This is a genomic window from Prevotella sp. P4-98 (assembly GCF_002251405.1).
In the GTDB taxonomy this organism is placed as follows: Bacteria; Bacteroidota; Bacteroidia; order Bacteroidales; family Bacteroidaceae; genus Prevotella.
Window position 1 is genome coordinate 59985 of record NZ_NPJC01000006.1, and the last position, 22594, is coordinate 82578.

General features: G+C 37.1%; 20 protein-coding genes. 12 read left to right on the forward strand and 8 right to left on the reverse strand.

Annotation, left to right across the window (positions count from 1 at the left end; translation table 11 throughout):
- Positions 1 to 203 precede the first annotated feature (203 nt).
- The 7 genes from CIK96_RS01135 to CIK96_RS01170 all read left to right on the forward strand — a co-directional run bounded on the left by CIK96_RS01135 (position 204) and on the right by CIK96_RS01170 (position 6949).
- Positions 204 to 992: a sialate O-acetylesterase gene (locus tag CIK96_RS01135; protein ID WP_094439133.1), complete on the forward strand. Its 789-nt coding sequence runs from the start codon at positions 204 to 206 to the stop codon at positions 990 to 992.
- Between the two features lie 1365 nt (positions 993 to 2357).
- Positions 2358 to 3341 (forward strand): cellulase family glycosylhydrolase, encoded by a 984-nt coding sequence (locus CIK96_RS01145; protein WP_094439137.1) that lies wholly within the window; start codon positions 2358 to 2360, stop codon positions 3339 to 3341.
- Positions 3342 to 3468: 127 nt separating this feature from the next.
- On the forward strand, positions 3469 to 3573 hold the full coding sequence (locus CIK96_RS13655; protein ID WP_216820938.1) for a DUF4160 domain-containing protein: 105 nt from the start codon (positions 3469 to 3471) through the stop codon (positions 3571 to 3573).
- 119 nt (positions 3574 to 3692) lie between these two features.
- Positions 3693 to 3923, forward strand: a complete 231-nt coding sequence (locus tag CIK96_RS01155; protein WP_094439139.1) for a DUF2442 domain-containing protein — start codon at positions 3693 to 3695, stop codon at positions 3921 to 3923.
- Between the two features lie 48 nt (positions 3924 to 3971).
- Entirely contained in the window at positions 3972 to 4826 is an 855-nt protein-coding gene (locus CIK96_RS01160) for an ABC transporter permease (RefSeq protein WP_094439142.1), read from the forward strand.
- 6 nt (positions 4827 to 4832) lie between these two features.
- The gene (locus tag CIK96_RS01165) at positions 4833 to 6104 is read left to right on the forward strand and encodes an ABC transporter ATP-binding protein (RefSeq protein ID WP_094439144.1); all 1272 of its coding nucleotides are present in this window, start codon (positions 4833 to 4835) and stop codon (positions 6102 to 6104) included.
- Between the two features lie 2 nt (positions 6105 to 6106).
- Positions 6107 to 6949, forward strand: a complete 843-nt coding sequence (locus tag CIK96_RS01170; protein WP_094439146.1) for a hypothetical protein — start codon at positions 6107 to 6109, stop codon at positions 6947 to 6949.
- Between the two features lie 29 nt (positions 6950 to 6978).
- Here the strand turns inward: CIK96_RS01170 and CIK96_RS01175 are convergent, their stop codons facing one another.
- Positions 6979 to 7905, reverse strand: coding sequence for a glycosyltransferase family 2 protein (locus tag CIK96_RS01175; RefSeq protein ID WP_094439148.1), 927 nt, complete (start codon positions 7903 to 7905; stop codon positions 6979 to 6981).
- Between the two features lie 800 nt (positions 7906 to 8705).
- On the opposite strand from CIK96_RS01175, the gene CIK96_RS01180 reads away from it, so the two are divergent.
- Both CIK96_RS01180 and CIK96_RS01185 read left to right on the forward strand, forming a co-directional pair.
- Positions 8706 to 9254 (forward strand): Panacea domain-containing protein, encoded by a 549-nt coding sequence (locus CIK96_RS01180; RefSeq protein WP_094439150.1) that lies wholly within the window; start codon positions 8706 to 8708, stop codon positions 9252 to 9254.
- Positions 9251 to 9706: a hypothetical protein gene (locus CIK96_RS01185; RefSeq protein WP_094439152.1), complete on the forward strand. Its 456-nt coding sequence runs from the start codon at positions 9251 to 9253 to the stop codon at positions 9704 to 9706. Before CIK96_RS01180 ends, CIK96_RS01185 begins: the two co-directional genes overlap by 4 nt.
- A 104-nt stretch (positions 9707 to 9810) precedes the next feature.
- On the opposite strand, the gene CIK96_RS01190 is transcribed toward CIK96_RS01185, so the two are convergent.
- The gene (locus CIK96_RS01190) at positions 9811 to 10728 is read right to left on the reverse strand and encodes an acyltransferase family protein (RefSeq protein ID WP_094439154.1); all 918 of its coding nucleotides are present in this window, start codon (positions 10726 to 10728) and stop codon (positions 9811 to 9813) included.
- A 659-nt stretch (positions 10729 to 11387) separates the two neighbouring features.
- Here CIK96_RS01190 and CIK96_RS01195 point away from each other — a divergent pair.
- The 3 genes from CIK96_RS01195 to CIK96_RS01205 all read left to right on the forward strand — a co-directional run bounded on the left by CIK96_RS01195 (position 11388) and on the right by CIK96_RS01205 (position 14552).
- A complete protein-coding gene (locus CIK96_RS01195; protein WP_094439156.1) occupies positions 11388 to 12641 on the forward strand; it encodes a sialate O-acetylesterase in 1254 nt (417 codons plus the stop codon).
- Positions 12642 to 12774: 133 nt separating this feature from the next.
- Positions 12775 to 13566, forward strand: a complete 792-nt coding sequence (locus CIK96_RS01200) for a glycosyltransferase family 2 protein (protein ID WP_094439158.1) — start codon at positions 12775 to 12777, stop codon at positions 13564 to 13566.
- Between the two features lie 5 nt (positions 13567 to 13571).
- Positions 13572 to 14552, forward strand: a complete 981-nt coding sequence (locus CIK96_RS01205; RefSeq protein ID WP_094439161.1) for a glycosyltransferase — start codon at positions 13572 to 13574, stop codon at positions 14550 to 14552.
- A 3-nt stretch (positions 14553 to 14555) separates the two neighbouring features.
- Here CIK96_RS01205 and CIK96_RS01210 read toward each other — a convergent pair whose 3' ends face one another.
- The 6 genes from CIK96_RS01210 to CIK96_RS01235 form a co-directional block, all read right to left on the reverse strand.
- Complete coding sequence (locus CIK96_RS01210; RefSeq protein WP_094439163.1) at positions 14556 to 15509, reverse strand: glycosyltransferase; 954 nt, start codon at positions 15507 to 15509, stop codon at positions 14556 to 14558.
- Positions 15510 to 15605: 96 nt separating this feature from the next.
- Positions 15606 to 16781, reverse strand: coding sequence for a glycosyltransferase family 2 protein (locus tag CIK96_RS01215; protein ID WP_094439165.1), 1176 nt, complete (start codon positions 16779 to 16781; stop codon positions 15606 to 15608).
- Between the two features lie 12 nt (positions 16782 to 16793).
- The gene (locus tag CIK96_RS01220) at positions 16794 to 17897 is read right to left on the reverse strand and encodes a glycosyltransferase family 2 protein (protein ID WP_158214814.1); all 1104 of its coding nucleotides are present in this window, start codon (positions 17895 to 17897) and stop codon (positions 16794 to 16796) included.
- A 75-nt stretch (positions 17898 to 17972) separates the two neighbouring features.
- On the reverse strand, positions 17973 to 18869 hold the full coding sequence (locus CIK96_RS01225; protein WP_094439169.1) for a glycosyltransferase family 2 protein: 897 nt from the start codon (positions 18867 to 18869) through the stop codon (positions 17973 to 17975).
- 3 nt (positions 18870 to 18872) lie between these two features.
- A complete protein-coding gene (locus CIK96_RS01230) occupies positions 18873 to 20402 on the reverse strand; it encodes an O-antigen ligase family protein (protein ID WP_094439171.1) in 1530 nt (509 codons plus the stop codon).
- Positions 20403 to 20406: 4 nt separating this feature from the next.
- A complete protein-coding gene (locus CIK96_RS01235; RefSeq protein ID WP_094439173.1) occupies positions 20407 to 22590 on the reverse strand; it encodes a hypothetical protein in 2184 nt (727 codons plus the stop codon).
- Positions 22591 to 22594 lie beyond the last annotated feature (4 nt).

A 22594-nucleotide genomic window follows, 5' to 3' on the forward strand; every position in this document is an offset into this window, starting at 1 on the left:
CAAATTATTAAATGGCTATTATACAATTTGTGGCATTTTTACTATACCGTTTAAGGGGAATCTACTATACAGTTTGTGGCTATTTTACTATGCAGTTTGTGGAAAAACGGTGATAACATTAGGGGGTGATAATTAAACGATGTCGTTTACTATCAATAAATCTATGGTTTACTTAAGGGAAAGAGAAAGCAGATGAGAAGGGAATGAAATTCTACGTTTCTGCAATATGTTGGATGCAAGGCGAGTCAGACATGTATGACTATACAAAAGTTGATTACAAACAAAAGTTGAATCAGTTTAGTATCGATATCAATAAAGATATAAAGGTAATTACTCATCAAAAGCAAGATATCAAGATAGTATCTTATCAAACGAATATGTTAGCTTTGTGCAATGAGTTCTGTCAGAATGAATATAGTTTATATGAGACAAGCATACCACAAGCACAGATGGAGTTAGTTCGTGACAATTCTTTCTTTGTTGCTGGAACGCCTACTTATTTTTTGTCTTTTGCCCGGGAACGTATGCATATAAATGCAATAAGCCAAAAACGTGTTGGTTATTATAATGCGGAATCGGTTATAAGCATTATAAGAAATCAAAAACATCGTGGGTTGTATCCAAAGAAAATAATTGCTGAAGGAAGAGAGGTAAAAGTTGTTTTAGATGTACCTTGTCCTCCATTAGTAATAGATACTATAGAAGTTAGCAAAGTAGATTATTATGGGTTTAATGTTGTTACAGCCTCTAATGAATCTATTATTAAAGATGTTGTGGTACATGGAGATACCATTTTGTTGAAATGTTCACAGTTAGTCAAGGGTGCTAAAGTAAGGTATGCTGTAAATGGTCAGAAAGGAAAAAGTGGTTATTTAAGAGGAGCTCGTGGAAATCTTCGTGATAGTCAAGGTCTTGTCAACGCTGCGATAGTCCCCAAAAAGATATACCCAATGCATAATTGGTGTTATCAATTTGACATACTTGTTGAATAGATGGTGTGTTTTTGGATGACATGACAAACCAAGTTACAGGGATTCTATATAACATGGTACGCTTTTGCGTTTTTCTTACTTAATTCTTGTAAGATATTGTTTTTTGGGGGAAGAATCACACTTCTTCTCCGAGGCTTTTGAACGCTTTTCGTATTTCACTTATCACGCATCTGATGTATTTAAGATTTTACTTACCACGATTTCTGCGACAATAAAAATCCATGGAGAACACTATACGAGTTTGACAATAAAAATATCTATAATAAAGTTAAATAGTGTTAAATATCTAATTAAAGCTGCCAAAACTCTTGCATTCCGGGGGTGTCATGTTGTATCTTTGTATTTCAAGCCGAGGATGATTTCTAAAAATAAGAAAGATACCCTTAAACCAAAAATCAAACAAATAATTCAACAATTAAAATACTGATTATGTTTACAAAACCAACAGATTTACATGCCATCAGGTCACGACAGAAAGCCCACGGTTTCTCGTTCGGTTCTCGTTCGGTTCTCGTTGACTTCTCGTTAGGTCCTCGTTCGTCTCTCGTTCGTCTCTCGTTGCTTATTCGTTAGTCTATCGAAGACCGAACGAGAACCGAACGAGGAACAAGCGAAAAACGAACGAAAGAGCAACGAATGTCGATCGAGTAAATAGCGAGAATCTATCGAAAACTCGACGAAATGCCACCATCATGGCTGGTGGTACACCCTTCAGCAACCACAAACCAGCACAATGCCTTTTGTCTCAAATCTGCCGAGGTAGAACCCCGCATTTCCAGTCCACACTGAGCATTTTTACGGCGAATAAAACCATTTCGTCCATTCCGTGGGTCACTATGATTCAACCCTGCAGAAAGCCCTCCACGGGCTTTTAATGCCTTGTTTTCCACCTAAATAACCGAGTTATCCCCCACATAACCAACAGAGATAATCCTCTGTCCACCCCAAAAACAACCTGGAACACACCCAACAGTCCCATCTTCATAGGCTCAACTACAGGTCAAACCATAAAAATCATGCAAAGCCACAGCAGAGTCCTCCATATCACCATTTTGTGCAATATAAGTATAATAACCTTACAATATTAATACAAGACGTGTTTGATATATTTACAGAATGATATTCTTGCATTTGAGTCTAATTAACGTTTCGCTTTCCACATTCTATCCTGTCCCAAGAATAATTGTTGTAATACCAAGGCGATTGCTGACTCCAAAATTTCTTATTGTCAATTACATCAAACAGAAGTATTTATAAGGTAGAATCGTATTAATTGCCCAAAATTTTTTTATTTTCAACCTTTTTCGTAAATTTGCAAAATAGAAATAATAAAAAAGATCACAATCAAGATATTTTTCTGAAACAATGAAGTCAATACTGCTAACCATTCTAATGACCATTCTTGGTGTTGAAGGTCATGCGCAAGAATACTTTCATGTCCAAAAAACACAACTGATTGATGCCGCAGGACAACCTTTTATTATTGCGGGTGTCAACAACCCGCATGCCTGGTTAGGTGAAAAAGCCTATCAAGCACTTGATGATATTGCTGCTACAGGAGCTAACACGCTACGTATCGTATGGCACACAAGGGGGCAAGCCGCAGAATTGGAACGCGTCATAGAGCGTTGCATAGCGCTGAAGATGATTCCGATGGTGGAACTTCACGATGTAACGGGAAACTCGTCGGGCGAACGGCTGCTCGATATGGCGCGATACTATGCTCGTGAAGATGTCAAAACTGTACTGATGCGTTACGAACGCTTTCTGCTCATCAATATTGCAAACGAGTGGGGCGCTCATCGTGTTACCACGAAACATTGGCAGAAAAGCTATGAAAAGGCTATCGCATTACTTCGTGAAGCTGGCTTCAAAACGACGTTGGTTGTTGATGCTCCAGGTTGGGGACAGAATATTTTACCCATATTAAATGGTGGTCAGCAACTTATAGACTGCGACCCTTTGCACAATATTTTATTTTCTGTCCATATGTATGGATCATGGAATGACTCCCAAAAAATTATCAATAAACTGACAGAAGCCAAGAATAAACAATTGCCTTTGATCGTTGGTGAGTTTGGCTACAACTATAACGACGGCAAGAATAATCTCGGTTGTAAGGCCGACCATCGTACAATCCTAAAAACATGTCATCAGTTGGATTATGGTTTTATGCCTTGGTCATGGACAGGAAATAACCAAGAGAATGCTTGGCTTGATATGGTAGATCATCGTGATTGGAAGACGCCGACAGCATGGGGAACTGATGTGATTGAAGGTGCGTATGGCATCCGGCAAACAGCCATTCCCGCTAAAGTGTTTGAGAGTGATAAGGCAAGAGAAAAATAAGGATAAATAATATTGCAAAGCAATTATTTTCTTCATTATTTGGAACTTTGGGTAAATAATTATATCTTTGCATTAAAATACTTGCTTTTATGCTTGAACTGTGTCGTTTTCTGGGAATAATTTCGCCATGTTTGGTGACGATCATAATCCTCCTCATTTTCATGTGAGATATGGAGAATTTGAAGCTATAATAACCATTCGTGACGGTGTCGTAAAAGGTGAGATGCCGTAAAGTTCTTGGAGATGTATTTACTTGGATGAAATTACATCAAGATGAGCTTGATATGAATTGGCAAAGACTGCAGGAAGGCAAATATATCATTAAAATAGGACCATTAAAACTGTAAGATTATGAATACGGATTTGATTAAAGTAGTGAATGTTGATTATATAAAAGACTACATCGTGGACCTGAAATATAGTAATGGTGAGAAGAAACGCGTTGATTTCTTTCCTTTGCTAAAGAGTGGAAAGAAACAAGAACTATTAAATAAAAATAACTTTATACTGTTTGGATTAAATCATTGGACCTTAGAATGGTATAACGGTGTTGACTTTGCACCCGACTTCTTGTACCAGTAAGGTGTATCGGTTTCTTAATGATGAATACTTATAAAAACAAAGACAACAATGAGCGACAAAAACTGGGATTTGATCATTCAAAACAAAAGTAGTTTGTTTCGTTTGGATTTGCATGAAGTATGGCGTTATCGTGACCTATTGAGAATGTATGTAAAGCGTGATATTATCACATTCTACAAACAAACAATTCTTGGTCCGATGTGGTTTTTTATTCAGCCAATCATGACGACCATTATGTTCATGTTTGTATTTGGAGGAATTGCAGGCATTTCAACCGATGGCGTCCCACAGGCTGTGTTTTACCTGGCAGGACTTGTCTGTTGGAATTATTTTGCAGATTGTCTGACGAAGTGCTCTGATACCTTTAATGCCAATCAGCAGATATTTGGTAAGGTCTATTTTCCTCGTTTAATAGTTCCTTTCTCCATAGTTATTTCAAATATGGTGAAAATGGGTATTCAGTTGGTTTTGTTCCTTGTTGTATATGCCTATTATTTCATAGTTTTGGGTACGTTCGAAATAAACTGGACGATAGTGCTTTTTCCAGTTCTTCTATTGATGTTAGCATCTTTAGGATTAGGATTCGGTCTTGTAATATCCTCACTCACTACCAAATATCGTGATCTTCGTTTTCTCATTACTTTTGGTGTACAGCTTTGGATGTATGCCACACCAGTCATCTATCCATTGTCTGTGATGAAGCAGAACTATCCTGATAAGATTTGGGTCATTGTTGCTAATCCGTTGACTGCGATTATAGAAACCTTTAAATACGGTTTTACGGGGGTAGGAGTTTTTGAGTGGAACTACTTATTGTACAGTTTTGTTATGAGTATTGCTGTCCTGTTGTTAGGTATAATAGTCTTCAATCGTGTGCAGAAGAATTTTATGGATGTAATTTGATTTATTATGAGTAGAAAGGTAATAGAATTCGATAATGTCGGAAAACAATATGTTCTTGGCACTATAGGTACAGGTACGTTAAGTCAGGATCTGAATCGTTGGTGGGCTCGTATCCGCGGCAAGGAAGATCCGTTTCTGAAAATTGGTGAGGTTAATGATCGTACCAAGAAAGGAGAAAGCAATTTTGTTTGGGCATTGAAGGATATTAACTTTAGTGTTGATGAAGGTGATGTTGTTGGTATTATTGGCAAAAATGGCGCAGGTAAATCAACCTTGCTGAAGATTCTCTCCAGAGTAACCTCACCGACAGTTGGTACAATAAAGGTGAAAGGTCGCATTGCCTCTCTGCTGGAAGTTGGCACAGGATTTCATCCTGAGATGACCGGTCGTGAGAATATATATATGAATGGTACTATTATGGGTATGACCAAAACAGAGATTGACAGAAAACTTGATGAGATAGTTGATTTCGCTGGAGTGGAAAAATACCTTGATACTCCTGTTAAACGTTATTCTTCTGGTATGATGGTACGTTTGGGCTTTGCCATTGCAGCTCATTTGGAGCCGGAAATTCTTGTCGTAGATGAAGTCCTGGCTGTAGGTGATGCAGAGTTCCAAAAGAAAGCAATCGGCAAGATGCAAGACGTCAGCAAAGGAGAAGGTCGTACTGTTCTCTTTGTTAGTCATAATATGGCAGCAGTTAGAAGCTTGTGTAAGAAGGGGGTAGTGCTGAAAAACGGAAGTGTTGATTTTATAGGAGGTATTAATGAGTCTGTTGATCGTTATTTGCATTTGTATGAGCAGACTGATGCTGCAAATATTATCGAAAATGTGAAATGGACAAAAAGTACTTTAGAAGTTACAAATATAGAGATAAATCAAACAAAGAGTTCTTCTTCTTTAATTAAAAAAGACCAAAGAGCGTTAGATGTACTAATTGAAGGTTCTACGACAGAACGCATGATTTATGACGTAATGGTTATATTGAAAAGTCAAGAAGGTATTCCTATGGCAATGTATTCGTTGGGTCATTATATGGGTAATATTTGTACACAGGAACCGGGTAAATTCTGTATTAAAAGGAAAATTGAATTGCCTGAAATATTGAGTAAAGGAGTTATTCTGGTCGATTTAAATATTCACCATCCTAATGTGGAATATTATATGAAAGCGCCTAATTGTTGTGTTTTAGAATCTGAAGGCTATCAGAAAGACTTTGGAAGAACAATGAATCAAGATAGTTGTGGACTTATTGGATTGCGAGAATATATAGGTTGAATATGGACGATATTATACTTTTGACCGCGTGTATTAATCCTGGAGGAATGCCTTTTACAGTAGTTTCAGACGCTACGCAGAGATTGAATCAGTATTTGCTTGCTCTACAGTTCTATCTTCAAAATACTTCATGCCCGATAGTATTTGTAGATAATTCGAATATGGACAAAACTCCATTTCTTGAGTATGAATCTCAATACGGATCTCGTTTGGAGATATTGTCGTTTGATGGGAATAAAGTTAAAACTCAAGGAAAGGGTTTTGGTGAAATGGAAATCATCGAATATGCTTTAATACATTCCAAATTTAATTTACTTTTAGATAAGCATCGTATAGTAAAGATAACAGGTCGATTAATAGTTCGTAATATCAATAGTTTATTAAAATGCGATAAATGGCATCTTTATCCTTATAAATCCATTGTATGTCATGTCAATTCTGATTTGACATTTGCTGATAGTAGAATTTTTATTTCATTAGGGAGCTTTATGAACTTATTAGTAAAACAGAAAAAATACTTGAATGATACCAAAGGCATATATTTTGAACATCTTCTTTGCCAACAGATAAAGCAACAGAAAACATTCACTTTTTTCCCATTTATAACGGAACCTCATTTTGAGGGCATATCTGGGTCAACAGGGATAAAATATGAGAAACCTAATACCTCGCTGTTATATAAATTGAGATATCTAAACTTTCAGATGGGAGTTCAAAAACAAATCTTTTGTGAGAATGATTCATGCTCTAAAAGGTTATTGTTTCGTGTAATTTGTATGGTGATTACATACATGTCATCCTTACTGATAAAGATATTACAGTATAAAACAAAAGAATTGGCTTGAATATTTATGCATAAGCGACATAAGGAAGGCTAAAACATCTCTTTTATTTTCCTGTATTTCAATTTTATAGTGGTACATAGGTTGCGGATGGTCTCTTTTATGATATAATAATGGGAATATCCACAATCTTTCAAAATTTTATATTTTTTTATGTATAAGGATGGGGATTTGTATAGTAATTGTGACATAGTGTATAACATGTATTCAAATCTGGGAATTGAAATGTTTATGTTTCTGTCAATTAAAAATTTATTCCATTTGGCATGTACATAAAATCGTGCGGAATGCGCTTCAGGTGTATCTGTTTGACATAAAGACCCTTCTCTGGATGTAACACAATAGCCTTTTCGTTTATCTATGGCTATATTTTTTGCATAACCTCCAATTTCATTTGAGAACAAAACGTCATTGTTAACACAGGTAGAGTCAAAATGAATATTATTCTCTTTGATTAGTGACGTTTTAATAATTTTGCACCATGGCTCTGTAAACATATATCTAAAGTATAGTATTCCAAGTGCTTTGTTTGTATTATAGATGTCGTAGAATTCATGGAGGTGGTCAACCCGAAAACTAGGCTTGTATGTTATAGAATCGACACTATTTGCGTTGAAATATATAACATCATAATTGGTGTTTTTATAATCTGTTAAGATATCATTGAAGCAATCGTTAAAGAAATCGTCACAATCTGCAAAAATGATAAATTCTCCTTTTGCCAAAGGGATGGCTATATTGCGTGCATTTCCTGCACCTTTGCTTTCTCCTTCTTTGATATAGATTATATGTGTATTTTTTCTTTCTGTCCCAGGAAAATGACTAAAATCAACTTTCTCGGCAGAACTATTATCATCAACGATAATTATTTCTATGTCTGTCCTGTTGGGAATAGAAGCAAGACAACGCCGAAGTAAATCCGGCGCATTCTTATGTGGTATGATAATTGAATATTTCATAAAAAAGTAATTTATAGTGCAAAGATATATTATTTTATGAACTTATACAAGTTTTTTTGTAAAATAGTGTCACCGTTTATTGAATAATGATACGATATAGTGCTAAAAATAACTAAGTATTTTATGTACAATTGGAATTCGGACAACTAAATCATAGACTAATATTGGTATCAATATTCCTAAAATAAGATATATCCACCAAAAGTATGATACATAATCCTCTGGTAAAGGATGATATGATAATATAATTGTATTTCCGTTCGACAGCATAACTATGAAGTAAGTTATTGTCCGAAAAACGATAAAATGTAAAATCAGAATTGGCATATTATGATTCCCTATATAAACAAGTGCTCGTGAAATTCTCATCTTTACAAGATAGTGTGCAATGCCAAATATCATGAAAAATCCCAAGATAGATGTGCTTGTGTATATATATATATATTGAGCGGTAATCAGGATGTGTTACAGGAGATTTTAAACAAATCGCTAAAATATAAAGAAAGGATATTAATACGGCATACCATGGTATCGGTTTTTCCCAATTTCTGAAGAAATACCCAAATAAGTACATTGTAAATCCCCAATAGATCCAATTGCTCATATGTAAGAATGGTATTCTATTTAAATTCATATACAAAATTAATGAAGATTCTATTATTTAAAAATGAAATGAAAAAAATATGAGCCAAATATGATTTACTTTTATTTGAATATATAATATTTCGTAAAAAACTTATTGTTTTTTTGGAAATATTGATAATATGTATTAATTTTGCAACCGATAAATAGCTATTGAGATGACAAACTTCGATAAACAGAAACTGACAGAGATTGTATTATATATCTTGAATAAAACAAAAGGGTTAGACTACTACCATGTATTCAAGGTTATATATTTTGCTAATATTTCATATTTAGCAAAATATGGCTTTCCTATGGTTTCTGACGAATTCTGTGCATTGCCAGATGGACCTGTACCTTCTGTCCTTTATAATTGTATAAAAGGCGATCCCCAGTGTGATAAAGAATTGCAAGCAATGATAGACAATTGCGTTTCTAAAGGAACTGATGACGCTTATTATATGCTTGAAGCCAAGCGACAGGCAGACGATGAATACCTGTCAAAAGCAGATATTGAAGCTTTGGATAAGTCTATCTTCGAGAATGTAAATCTTCCATACGGTGAGTTACGTGCAAAATCACATGGCGAAGAATGGAAACGTGCTTATGCCCAACAAGGTCGTAAAGTCATGGATATTATTGGTATGGCAAAAGATGGTATGGCGTCCGATGATATGATAGAATATATTAAGGATAATCTGTTGGTGGAGACTGCATTGTCATGACGAAACTCGGAGAATTATTGGGGACTATGGCTGACAAGTTAGCTCAAGATAGTCTTAACATCGGTGATGTTCACCTCCTCAATCTTGATTCAAATAATGGTATTACTCCCAAAGCAGGAGATATTTCCCGCAATAAATTCTTCATCATCCTTGGTTTTGATAATGAAGGAAATGTTATTGGTGGTTTAGTAATAAACTCAAACATCAATAATAATTTGCCAACGTCAGTTACAGACTATCAGTTACCTGTAACAGTTGAACAATTATCATTTTTGGAGCACAACTCATTTATTAACTGTTCAAGGATTATCGTGGCTAAGAGAAGTAAATTCAATAAAAATACTTATCGTGGGGCTATCTCCGATGCTGAAATGATGAAACAGATTATCAATACCGTAAAAGAGAGTCCAACCATAAGCAAAAAGCAACTAAGAGAGTTTGGTATCATATAAGATACTGGCTTCGCCAGATGCTTTATATGAACATCTGGCGAAGTAAATATTGTTTTTGTTTTGACAAATGAATAGTATAAGCTTCTTCGCTTTCGATTTTTCTGTCAAAACTCCCAATCATTTTTACTATATATTGCTGGTGTTCTTTTGACGGAATAGTTATAGTTTCCAAAAACAAAGAATAGAAAGAAACTTTCACAGATTACTATGGGGTTAGAATATGAAAAGGCATAATGTACCATTCTACCTCCACCAAAAATCCTACTGCCAAAGATTGTTAAAACCATGACGAAATATAGAATAAACCACCATCTTGCTGAAATACATTTTATCTTATCTTGCTTGATAAAAGCCGCTCGTCCTAATAAGTACATGATGATAAAATGAATAAGAGAATACCCATTGGCTATATATAGACACTTATTATGAAAACAAAACTCCATCAAAAATTCAATAGAACAAAAGATTATTGAGTATCGCAATAAATAAGTGTTATATTTTTCTACGAAAGTATTTAACATTGGTGAAAGAAATATTAACATAAGATATAGCTGAATAAAATAACTTTCTTTTGAAAAGGCTATGATGCTGTTTATTAAATCCTTGATGGGTAAATTAGCCCCTAATATAATGCCTAATAACCACATTGGTACATACACACCAATCAAAATAACCCATAAGTTCCACAGGGCAGAAAACTTAAGTTTAATACTAAACCAGCCAGAAATTACCAGAAAGCAATTAACACAACAACATGATATCGCTTGAATGAATAGTTGGCAGAAATCTTGTGTGCATAGATCGCTTAATTCTGTATTCGTTGTTACGCCTCCAACAAAAAAATCATTGAAATGTACTATCAGTACTAGACTTGTTGCAATAATTCTAAATAGCTCTATGTTGGAATTTCTGTTTGTTCCATTCTGTTTTAGAGTGGACTTTTTAATAACGGCGTAGTTGACACAGTTATTATTGGTACGCCCGTTGGGGCCATTTTGTGATATTTCTGATTTTATATCCATAGTCTTTGCAGTTTTTTGATTTACATATGTTAGATTTGTAATTTGCAATGCTTATGTAAAAGTAGAAGATGATCGACTTAGATATTTGTCATATCAGGAATTCTACAGATCTTAGTGTTGTATTATCAGGAACAGCTTAATTTGAATTATACGGCAAAGGTACAAAAAAATCTGAGAATCTTACTTTTTTAATCAACAAAATACATGAATTATACTATTTTTGGGGTATACCTTTCTTATAGTTGTAAGTTTCTGCCTGTTATATTTTGCTTGAGAATAAAAATTTGTGTTTTTCTATTTTAAATGCTTGTAAGTTAAAGTTTTATTTTGTATATTTGCGGAGAAAAATGCTTTCGTTCACTAAAAGTGGACGAGTTTGTACTTAAATAAATTAGGTTCACATGAGCCACTTTGTTCTTTGTCTTTATTGAATATAGCTAAAGAGGGACTTTATATTTGTCAATGATATGGTATCTGAGAACATAAAAACAATGAAATGTAATAACTAAATGAAATATAACTTGTTTGTATTCGTTCATCCGTTTGACAGTAAAGATGTGAATTTAAATATTCTCATGCAAAAGTATCAGGAACAAACTATATTTCAAGAGATTCGAGAATGTAAGATGTCTTTTGTGAACTACAAATGAGATGAAAAAATGAATAAAGGATTACTTTTTGTTTTGATACCAATCGTGTTCTCATTTCTGGCTTGTCAGAATCGTAATGATGACAGTAAGGTTGTAGTTTGTGTGCCTGTCTATGGACAGAGCTTGGCGTTAGGTGAAGAAACGCAACGAATTACAAACCTCGATAGTTTGAATGAACTTTATGACTATCGAATAGTTGGTGAGAATCTGAAAAATGAATTTGGCTATTATGACTGCAGTCCAGTCAAAAGAAAGATAAAACGTGTTCTAAAACTATCCAAACGTGATTTTGAAGTATCTGTTTATGGCATGGCAGAGGCTTTGGTGAACGAGTTGGGCAAAGACACCATGGTCTGTGTCTTTGCTGGTGGACAAGGAGCAACACCTATCAATGGTATAAGTAAAGGCACTGCTCCTTATGTGCGTTTTCTCAATGATATTAAGAATGCTAAAGAGAAAGCAGATGAGAAGGGAATGAAATTCTACGTTCCTGCAATATGTTGGATGCAAGGCGAGTCAGACATGTATGACTATACAAAAGTTGATTACAAACAAAAGTTGAATCAGTTTAGTATCGATATCAATAAAGATATAAAGGCAATTACTCATCAAAAGCAAGATATCAAGATAGTATCTTATCAAACGAATATGTTAGCTTTGTGCAATGAGTTCTGTCAGAATGAATATAGTTTATATGAGACAAGCATACCACAAGCACAGATGGAGTTAGTTCGTGACAATTCTTTCTTTGTTGCTGGAACGCCTACTTATTTTTTGTCTTTTGTTCGGGAACGTATGCATATAAATGCAATAAGCCAAAAACGTGTTGGTTATTATAATGCGGAATCGGTTATAAGCATTATAAGAAATCAAAAACATCGTGGGTTGTATCCAAAGAAAATAATTGCTGAAGGAAGAGAGGTAAAAATTGTTTTAGATGTTCCATGTCCTCCATTAGTAATAGATACTATTGAAGTTAGCAAAGTAGATTATTATGGATTTAATATTGTTACCGCCTCTAATGAATCTATTATTAAAGATATTGTGGTACATGGAGATACCGTTTTGTTGAAATGTTCACATTTAGTCAAGGATGCTAAAGTAAGGTATGCTGTAAATGGTCAGAAAGGAAAAAGTGGTTATTTAAGAGGAGCTCATGGAAACCTTCGTGATAGTCAAGGTCTTGTCAACGCTGCGATAGTCCAAAAAAAGATATACCCAATGCATAATTGGTGTTATCAATTTGACATACTTGTTGAATAGATGATGTGTTTTTGGATGACATGACAAACCAAGTTACAGTGATTCTATATAACATGGTACGCTTTTGTGTTTTTCTTACTTAATTCTTGTAAGATATTGTTTTTTTTTCGTATTTTTGCAAAAAAGAAATAAAATGCTTTATTCAATCATTACAATCAACTTTAACAATTGTGATGGTTTGCGTCGCACTATTGAGAGCGTAGTAAACCAAACCAATGCTGACTATGAATATATCGTTATTGATGGTGGCTCAACCGATGGTAGTGTTGATGTTATCCAAAAATACTCTGACAGAATATCCTATTGGGTGTCAGAAAAGGATGATGGAATCTATAATGCTATGAATAAAGGTGTACGGCATGCACATGGTGACTATCTTGTTTTCATGAATTCTGGCGATTGTTTTCATGCACCAGATGTTTTAAGTTCTATAGCCGACTACAAGGAGGACATCATTTGTGGAAAAGTATTAAAGGGGCATTCGACAATACCAAGCGGACATCACAAGTCTACCATCACCCTTGTTGATTTGATGCGTGGCAGCTTACCTCATCAGGCAATGTTTATAAAAAGAGAACTAATGGTAAAGCATCTATATGATGAGAACTACAAGATACTCTCTGATTGGAAATTCTGTATTCAAGCACTTGTTTTTGACAACTGCACATTCCGCAATAGTGATATAATCGTTGCTGACTATGATATCAGCGGCATCAGCACCAACTCTAACGGTCTGCTAGCTAAGGAGCATGAGATCATCCTAAAAGAGTTATTTCCCCAAAGAATCATTGACGACTACAAACGATTGAAATCAGTTGATGACGAGTTGTTTGATCAGGCGCTTCTCTTGACACAGACAGTAGGTGTACGTAGACTTGTAAAAAGATTTTTGAACATTGTATTACGACTAACCCACAAAAAGTAAGCAGTATGGATGTAAGTGTTATTATTCCCGTTTACAATACGGAGAACTATCTGAATGCCTGCGTCGATAGTATTCTACAACAAGCCGCTGTCTCCTTAGAGATTATTCTTGTTGACGACGGCTCTACTGATGCCTCTCCCAAGATTTGCGATAATTATGCTCAGAAGTATGAAAACGTCCATGCAGTCCACATACAGAACTCCGGTCCTGCGACTGCTAAGAACGAGGGTCTCAAACTTGCCCAAGGAAATTATATTGCCCTCACTGACAGTGATGACAAAATGGAACCATTAATGCTTCACAAGATGGTAAGTGCTGGCTACGAGTATGATGCCGACATTGTTTGTTGCAACTACAAACAGATAGATGAACAAGGCAATATTTCGCATCTCACCAGCACTCACCAGCAATATGTTCTGAATCATGAAGAAGGTCTCATCCGTTTATTGTCAAAAGACAAAATCTATTCCCAATGTTGGACCAAGCTTTACAGGCGTCAGATGCTCACAGACAATCATATAGAGAATAATCCAGGTCTGCGTACAGATGAGGACTTTATCTTTAACATCCGCGCTTTTGTTCATGCAAAGACAACTGTAATTATCGATGAACCACTTTATGAATACACCCATCGCGAGAGTTCACTTGCCCATGCCTATTTCAAAAAACACATCAACCAGTATATCGACAATCGTATTCAAAGAGTGAAAGTTACCCAAGATGCTGTTAAGAATGAGTCTGACGATATAAAGCATTGGAGCATCGTTCATATCATCATGTATCACAACGAACTCTTGGGTAAGGTTGCATTGTTCCCCGAATACTATTCAGACAAACGAGTTAAGGAAATTATCAGATTTATCAAGCACAACAAGACCATCCTCAACCAGCATTACGCTCTATGTGGTTTTAGCAAAATTGGGACGATACTGATTACTCTTCTACCATGTTGGATTTATATGAGATATCGGAAGATTAGAGTATAATTATCATTTCAAATAACTAAGAAACAATCTCAGAAAAAGATTGCATCCTAAAGCTTTTGCCACAAACAGCCACAATTTCTCAGTCCCATGAGAAAAATAGATTTCCTTCCATGAAGGAAAATATTTTAAAATTAGCTTTTGAGCAGCCTTTGTATCTGCATTTGGCTCTATCTGCTTTGCTGTAATTAAACGCCTATATAAACGTGTAAATGCCAACACTTTCTCTGTTACCATATCGGGAAACAGTTTAAAACATTCATAAATTGCTGCATGTGCATTGAACAAATCGATATTTTTATCAAAGGAATAATCTCCATATGTATATGAATTAATTCTATTACGTTGATAATAATACAAGCCCTTATCTGAGATAAAGACAGCCCTTGCTTTGATAGCAAATAATGATACGAGAAGCGTATCTTCCGAAATATGACCTACATTAAAACGTACATCATTCCAAAGCTCACGCCTGTAAATCTTGTTCCATGCTGTATATTCTAACGGAGTTCCAGACCACCAATTACGAAATATCTGTTTAGAACCAATTAATAATGCAGATGCGGGTTTGTGATAATCACGAATATCGTCTTCATTAAAATAATTACAATAGGGGTATTGAAGTATATCAACATCTTGATGCTTCAAAAGGTATGTCATGTTAACAGTATATGTTTCTGGTGAAATAAAATCATCAGGGTCAACAAAAGTCAGGAAATCCCCTTTACTCCTTACTAATCCAGCATTTCTAGCGGAACTAACTCCACCGTTTTCTTTATGTATAACAACCACACGGGAATCTTCTTGTGCCCACTTATCACATAATGCACCTGATCCATCCGTTGATCCATCATCAATTAATACCATCTCAATATTTCTATATGATTGCGATAGAACACTCTGGACACATCTGTCCAGATAGGCTTCTACATTGTAGACGGGCGTTATAATACTCAGCATAGTTTTTTATCGATATTATCACAATATTATTTCGTTGCAAAAATACAAAAAAAAAATGAAAAGAAAAATAATTGTATAGTAATTAGGGCTTACTAATTAATTTTCGCCATGAAATTTATGGTGTGAGGTGTGAATGAAATCATTACTTTTGATGTTTATCTTCGTCAGGTTTTGAAGCATACTGCCTGTAAGCCTGAAAAATGAGATGATTTTACCAAAGATAGCTCTTGTGCGGAGATGGCGAGGAATGGCTATCAAAAGGGCTATAATCAACGCAATAAACAATGCCCACCAGCGAAGTCCCCATTGCCAACAGACACAGGTCATTATGACTGCAACAACAGGTATTGTTGCTAAAAGTATAGAACGAGGTATCAGTAGTTGTTGTAGGGTCTTGTCAATATAGTTGATGTTCCCTTTTATAAAAGCCTTGGGTAAATAAGGGAGCATGAACAAAAGACTTTGTATCTGACCAGTCATCCAACGAAGACGCTGGCGACGGAAGTTATCTTGATTAGATACCTTCTCATCATAAACATGGATAGTTGCCTCATACTTGATGAAAATATTTTCTTGCATGAGCATAGCTTCTAATTCGCGGTCTTCTACTGCAGTTTGTAGTTTGGATACATGATTTTTGAACCATTCAAAACGGAAACACATGCCAGAACCGATTAATGCTGACGACATTCCTATTATGTTATGGGCTTTACGGAAAATGGTATTGTTGATTTCTTCACTTGTTCCTTCAAGTGCTGCTATGTCGTTGTCGCTATTCTTTGCGCAACGGTGACATTGAACGAAATCAAAACCTTGGCAACAAACAGCGTTAAGACGCTCAAGGAAATCAGGATGAACCACATTGTCAGCATCTAAAATGACCACATGGTCGTACTGTTTCCTGGTTTCTGAAATAGCATATTGTAATGCTTTTGCTTTACTACTCTTATAGAATATAGGTCGATGGAGCGTGATGGGGAGCGCAAACAAGGCATCGTTGGTGCTCTTTGTCATGTGGTCAGAAATGACAGCAACATCATAATGTGTCTTCGGGTAGGTTTGTTCCAGAAAACTTTTGATGGATGATACTATAACTGCATCTTCATGATAGGCAGGGAATAATACCAAATAGGTGTGTTGTACCTTTGTTATGGTAGTTTTATTTTTTTTGTGATGAAACAAGGATACGATGGCATAGAATAATACATAAATGACAGAAGGCGCTATGAAAATCCATAACGCAAGGTCAATGATATGTATGATAGTCCACATGGTGTACAGAGTTTATCGTTTTGTATGATGAAACTTTTTGTCGAGGTAATCTATAAAATCGGCTATCTTTGAAAGACCAGGAATGGACCTCATGAGTATCAAGGGTGATTTAAGCGAAGAGCGACTCCAATTCTCGTCAACAAGATAGTCTGGTGTTGCTAAAGCAAAGATAAATAGAACAAAGGCAAACAATGCCCACCATTTCAATGCCAATGACATATAGATGAATGGGAGAATAGCGCTCATCATTATAACAAGTCCCATCAACACCATACGAGGCATCAGCATCCATTGTATAATCTTGTCTGCCAAGTCGTATTGGCGAGTCAGTATTGCCCAAGGAAGATGATGGATGTTCTTGAGTAGTGTAATGAACTGGCTTTTTATCCATTGACCACGTTGACGGTTGAAATCTTCTGCATGTTGTGGCTTTTCGTCATAGACATAAAGGTCTTCCACATATTCCACAAATACGTGTTGTTGGAGTAGAATAGACTCTAAATTCTTATCATCCCAATTGGCCTTAAATTGGAGAATTGTAGATTTGAACCATTCGTAATCAAACGCCATTCCTGACATACAAAGACTGGCAGATAACCCCAAACGATTGTGTCCTTTACGGAATATGGTGTTGTTGATTTCTTCAAAAATAGCAGCCATCTGTGATACTTGACTCTTGCTGTTTCTTGAGACACGATGTGCCTGAAGAGCTCTCGTGCCTGCATTCTCGTAGGCGGTATTGATCTTTTCCAGGAAATCAGACTCAATGATGTTGCCAGCTTCAAGAATTATAACGACATCGTAGAGCTTGAATTGGGGCAGATTTGAAATGGCCAATTGGAAATACTTTGCCTTATTGCTTTCTCGGAAATTGGGGGTGAGTAGTGTTATAGGTTGTTGAGCCAAATGGAAATTGGTCATCTCGTTGTTGTGATCTGATATGACAGTGATATCAAATAACCGTTGAGGATAACTCTGACCTAATGCCGAGGCTACTGTTTGCTCTACGTTACTATTGCGGTATGAAGGTATAAGAATGATGAAACGGTTCTGATGTTTCACTTTCTGGGTGTAATGACGCTTTGGCAACATTGCTGCCAAAGTGAAAATCGTCATATATATCACCGTAAATGATATTAGACAGAATAATGTGATGTCACAGAAGTATAAGAGTGTCCAGATGTCCATAATCTAAAGTTTTATATAGTCAACAATGCCATTGATTACGGATAGTGCATGACGCAACTTGCCATGAAGGAGCGATAGCAACATATCCTTGGGTGCTACAATGCCGATTAAATACAATTTTGAGCAGAGCCCCTTGAAACCAGAATAATTCCTCTTGACGAACAGCAAACGGTTGCGTGTAATGTAATACATGCGAAGCGGTGAGCTTTGTCCTGTGGCGCGACTTTCCTTATGAAAGACTGTAACGACAGGGTCATACCAAATCTCATAGCCAGCCCGACGTATCATTATACTCCAGTCTAATTCCTCATAATAAAGGAAGTAACATTCTGGCATCATTCCAACTTGGGCAATAACTTCACGCTTGACCATCATAGCAGCCCCATGGGCATAGGGTGTTGGATGGGCTGTATTATATTGTCCATGATCTTGCTCATCATAGCCGATAGCACTGTTGCGCATGGTGATGGATGACAGGGGAGTGTAGCCTGCAAATTGAATGGGTGCATCGTCCCAAAAGAAACGTATTTTTGGGCATATAGCTCCAATCTTAGAAGATGAGGCAAAACGATTGACCAAGGCTTGAAGATTCACTTTGACTTTGCCCTCACGAAAGAATACTGTATCGTTATTGACAAAAAAAAGAAATTTTCCTTTTGCTGCTCTGATACCGAGATTGTTTCCTCCAGCGAACCCAAGATTCTTATTACTTCTAATTACCCTAACTTGAGGATAACGGTGTTCGATAATAGTGGCTTCATCATCACGGGAAGCATTATCTACCACTATCACCTCTAATGGATAATCATCAAAGGGGATGGTGTCAATTAGCGAACAGGTGTCGTCGAGTCCGTTGTAATTGATAGTGATGATAGATAATAATGCTTCCAATGTCTTGATGTTTTATACGCGCGATGCTTTCTTTTTCTCCAGTTTTAGTCGTTTTCGTTCAGCTTCTTTCTCTAATAATTTGTTTTCCCATTCAGTCCATTCCTTTTCCATATAGGGTAGAGCATAGACTAAACTGAGACCACCATAGTAAATTAAACAGTTGGGGAAATTCAATAGAATTTGGTTGGCATAACCTCCTAATTGCATTGATACAAAGGCGCAACATAATCCAGCACCAATACCTCGCATGGATGGGCTGTTTATCCTGAATAGGACTGTCCAACAAGCTCCACCTAACATGATGAGCATGGTCAATACGAAAGTTATGATACCTATCTTTCCTGTACGTACCCAAATATATACATATTCTGAGTCAGGGGGAATCTCTGTCAAGATACGGTATTTGTTATTGGCAGGTACTTGTTCACGTTCCATACCCAAGCCAATGCCCCAAGGGGCTTCTTTGATATATTTCTTGATAGATTCCTTGTTAACATCACGTACGTTCATGGAAGCATCGTTTTTATCAAATGCCGTGCGCATACGCCTGATGGAATCATTGCTGTTTCCAATATTGGTAAATGCCAAAATGAAAAATGCGAAGACAAATATGACCCCAACAAAAGCTGAGAGTTTGACCGATTTTGCCAAAACAGTATAGAACGCAATGCCTGCGCCAAAACAGACAATAGCTGTACGGGTGCCCGACGGAAACATAGCCCATGTACAGGCAATGCCTGTGATGAGGAAAAAATAACGGTATTTTTTTACTTTGCTGGTTAAGGCAAAAATCAAGAATGCTACAGCCGTAGAGGCAATACCAATTCCGAAACTTGCTGCGTCATTGTGTGTTGAGAAATAACGTATGAGTGTTCCCCATCTGATGACGTGTGTTCGATATCCACGTCCATATAACCATGATCGTTCGCCGTCAGTAAAACCTATATTTTTCTGTTTCCATACCCAGAAAACAGAGAATAAGGATAGTGCTCCCCAAAATATCAAATAATATATGAGAATTTTGGGTTTGTCGATATAGATGATATAGACTAAGAATGCATAGAGAATCTGGAAAGCCATGAGTCGGGCACCGGTGTACCAAGCATAAACATTGATGCCAAGACCACAGGTGTCATTGAAGATTTCCAGGGTACAAAATCCACACCAAATCATCAAAGCATAAAGCATCATGTTTCCAGTACGTTCAAAACATGGAGATTTACGAGCATCGATGATGGCTATGACCAACAAAACAATTTCCAATGCTTCGTTATAAAATGACAGTGGTATGCCAGAGGGTATCCAGTTGTTCTTTGAAAACCATTGTATAAAATAGTTGATAAAGAACAACAGCCAAAATGTTGCTGTACGCCATCGGAATGCCACATAAATGGCAATTACAACCAATGGTAACAGACAAATCAATGCGAACATGCCAATACCAACTGTAACCAATTGGTAGATGGCGGCTGAAAACAGGAGAAAGAGCAATAATGCTCTTCCTCCGTATCTGTCCGTATATGGTGCGAACTTATTCTGCATGTATTTACAGGGCTTTGTTGTTTTCAGTGGCTGTCAATCCTAACTGAGACACACGATATACAAAGTTGTTGAACTTGGTATAAGGTGGCAATTGGCCGACAAACTCTTCTACAGCATAGCGGCTTGCCTCTGTCAGATACATATAGAGTGTGTTCTTGTGATCTTCGTCCAGCATGGCCTCTATTTCTTTCAAGGCTTTCTGATCCACATCCTTCCAGGTGCGGTTGGCACGAGTTACCATGAGGTTGACAGTACCCATGTTTAGCAATGCTGGAGCAATGGAGTTGTCGTTGAGGTTCGGGTACTCGATGATGGCAATCTCATCGGGCAAGATATCTGGGCACAAGTCTTTGATACCGTTTGCCATAATGAATTTGCTGTCTTCTGCCAAGAAATCTTCGTCGTAGGTAAGACGGCGAACTTGCAGACCGATGGATATCCAATAGTTTTCCAATTCCTGAGCGAGATAGCTCCTTCCATTACCTGAGTCGGTAGAGATGAGATTCAACACATTCTGCTGGCCTTCCTTGAAATGGGGAAGCAGTGCCTTGCTCAACTGGCGCAAGGACATATCGGCAATGGTCTTGTTGAAACGGCGATAGCGCAGATTGCTTTCGCGTGGGAAACAACCCATGACGGGTACTTTGGTGATGCGTTCTGAACGCATACGGTCACGAAGTGTACGATCGAGCAATTCGATAACGAAGAAGTATAATGCTGTCAGCATGAACGTCAGAAGGAATGCACCCAACAGAATCATGATACGGTTGGTGGGCTGTGCATTCAAAGGGAACATCGGTGGGTTGAGTACACGGAGTGTGGCGGTACTCATCTGCAAGTTCTTCTGACGCAGGCGTGCTGCATTCAAAGCTTTCAGCATTTCCATATAGTTTCCTTCCACAAATCCTATATGACGCGCTTTGCGGTCCAAGGTGGCACCAATAGGAGAATAGAACAGATATTGGCGATCGAGATTCTGTTGCATGATATCTGTTGCTGACATCTGTGCTTTCACTTTTTCCATTAACAACATCTGATCCAACCATTTGTCAATCATTGGCTGAGCCTTAACACCAGTCTCAGTGCTGTAATTACCAGCTTCAATGTCGTGAGTGAGTTTTCTGACACGTTGTGTGGTGGCTTGGAGTTCTTTCTGTGCTTTTGCCAGTTCTTCTTGCGCCTCATTATTGAGGTCACTGCCTTCACCTCCCATCAGTCGAAGGTTGGAAATACGAGACTGTAAACGTGAAATATCCTTGATTTCGTTGGTGAAACTCTGGTTGGAACGAATCACCTTGGCACGATCACCTAACTGGCGCTCCAAATAGTCCATAATGGCTTTTGAAGTGGTATAGTCCATCAACTGGTCGTTGCGGAAATTCTGCTGTTGGGCTTCCAAAGCACTCAACTGCTTGGTCTGTTCACCATAGTTGATGATGCGTTTCGAAACGTTGTAGCGAATGAGATCATCTTCTGCACCTGTCAGAATACGATAGAGACGAGCAACCTCACGCTCAAAGAACTTGATGACATTGTTGGTTTCACCGAAACGAATCAACTGATATTGGCGAGCGAAGACTTCATTCAAAATGTCCAATGTATTATAAGCAATACCTGCATCGTTGGCAGAATAACCTATATCGATGATATCACTTTTATTTAATTGTACCACTTTTAAGCGTGAGGTGATTTGGTTTACACCGAAATATGGGTGATAGTTAAGTAAGCCAAAGATGTAGTTGTCTTGGGAGGGCTTAACGTATGCTTTTAGGTTGGCATAGGATGCCGATTCGCTGTTGCGGTTAATCAATGCCTTGACTTCTGCAGGAACTTGGGCATCAAGTTCACGGAAGTGTTCGGCTGAGATGTAGTTGTTGTCTTTGTTTGGATTGCCATACATCATACAACGAGCAAACAGACGAAGGGAAACCTCATTGATAGTAGTCTCTGTAGTGATGATGAGCATCAAGTTGTTGATGTTGGTTTGGGGATTGCCACCTGCAACACCCACACCGCCTTCAATATTGTAGCCGGTAATCATACCAGTATAAATAGTGGCATTAGTGTCGTAAACGCGGTCCATGTGGCGGGTAGAGAACCATGCTATGATAAGGGCTATCATGGGGAAGATAACCAAATACCAACGTATCTTATATAAAAATCTGACGATATATCTGAATAAATCCATATTA

Excerpts from the sequence above, each read along its gene's own strand:
- CIK96_RS13655 (WP_216820938.1), top strand. The coding sequence starts at position 3,469 with ATGTTTGGTGACGATCATAATCCTCCTCATTTTCATGTGAGATATGGA.
- CIK96_RS01155 (WP_094439139.1), top strand. The coding sequence starts at position 3,693 with ATGAATACGGATTTGATTAAAGTAGTGAATGTTGATTATATAAAAGAC.
- CIK96_RS01175 (WP_094439148.1), bottom strand. The coding sequence starts at position 7,905 with ATGAAATATTCAATTATCATACCACATAAGAATGCGCCGGATTTACTT.
- CIK96_RS01235 (WP_094439173.1), bottom strand. The coding sequence starts at position 22,590 with ATGGATTTATTCAGATATATCGTCAGATTTTTATATAAGATACGTTGG.
- CIK96_RS01145 (WP_094439137.1), top strand. The coding sequence starts at position 2,358 with ATGAAGTCAATACTGCTAACCATTCTAATGACCATTCTTGGTGTTGAA.
- CIK96_RS01210 (WP_094439163.1), bottom strand. The coding sequence starts at position 15,509 with ATGCTGAGTATTATAACGCCCGTCTACAATGTAGAAGCCTATCTGGAC.
- CIK96_RS01190 (WP_094439154.1), bottom strand. The coding sequence starts at position 10,728 with ATGGATATAAAATCAGAAATATCACAAAATGGCCCCAACGGGCGTACC.
- CIK96_RS01220 (WP_158214814.1), bottom strand. The coding sequence starts at position 17,897 with ATGACGATTTTCACTTTGGCAGCAATGTTGCCAAAGCGTCATTACACC.
- CIK96_RS01185 (WP_094439152.1), top strand. The coding sequence starts at position 9,251 with ATGACGAAACTCGGAGAATTATTGGGGACTATGGCTGACAAGTTAGCT.
- CIK96_RS01205 (WP_094439161.1), top strand. The coding sequence starts at position 13,572 with ATGGATGTAAGTGTTATTATTCCCGTTTACAATACGGAGAACTATCTG.
- CIK96_RS01165 (WP_094439144.1), top strand. The coding sequence starts at position 4,833 with ATGAGTAGAAAGGTAATAGAATTCGATAATGTCGGAAAACAATATGTT.
- CIK96_RS01215 (WP_094439165.1), bottom strand. The coding sequence starts at position 16,781 with ATGTGGACTATCATACATATCATTGACCTTGCGTTATGGATTTTCATA.
- CIK96_RS01230 (WP_094439171.1), bottom strand. The coding sequence starts at position 20,402 with ATGCAGAATAAGTTCGCACCATATACGGACAGATACGGAGGAAGAGCA.
- CIK96_RS01200 (WP_094439158.1), top strand. The coding sequence starts at position 12,775 with ATGCTTTATTCAATCATTACAATCAACTTTAACAATTGTGATGGTTTG.
- CIK96_RS01160 (WP_094439142.1), top strand. The coding sequence starts at position 3,972 with ATGAGCGACAAAAACTGGGATTTGATCATTCAAAACAAAAGTAGTTTG.
- CIK96_RS01195 (WP_094439156.1), top strand. The coding sequence starts at position 11,388 with ATGAATAAAGGATTACTTTTTGTTTTGATACCAATCGTGTTCTCATTT.
- CIK96_RS01180 (WP_094439150.1), top strand. The coding sequence starts at position 8,706 with ATGACAAACTTCGATAAACAGAAACTGACAGAGATTGTATTATATATC.
- CIK96_RS01170 (WP_094439146.1), top strand. The coding sequence starts at position 6,107 with ATGGACGATATTATACTTTTGACCGCGTGTATTAATCCTGGAGGAATG.
- CIK96_RS01135 (WP_094439133.1), top strand. The coding sequence starts at position 204 with ATGAAATTCTACGTTTCTGCAATATGTTGGATGCAAGGCGAGTCAGAC.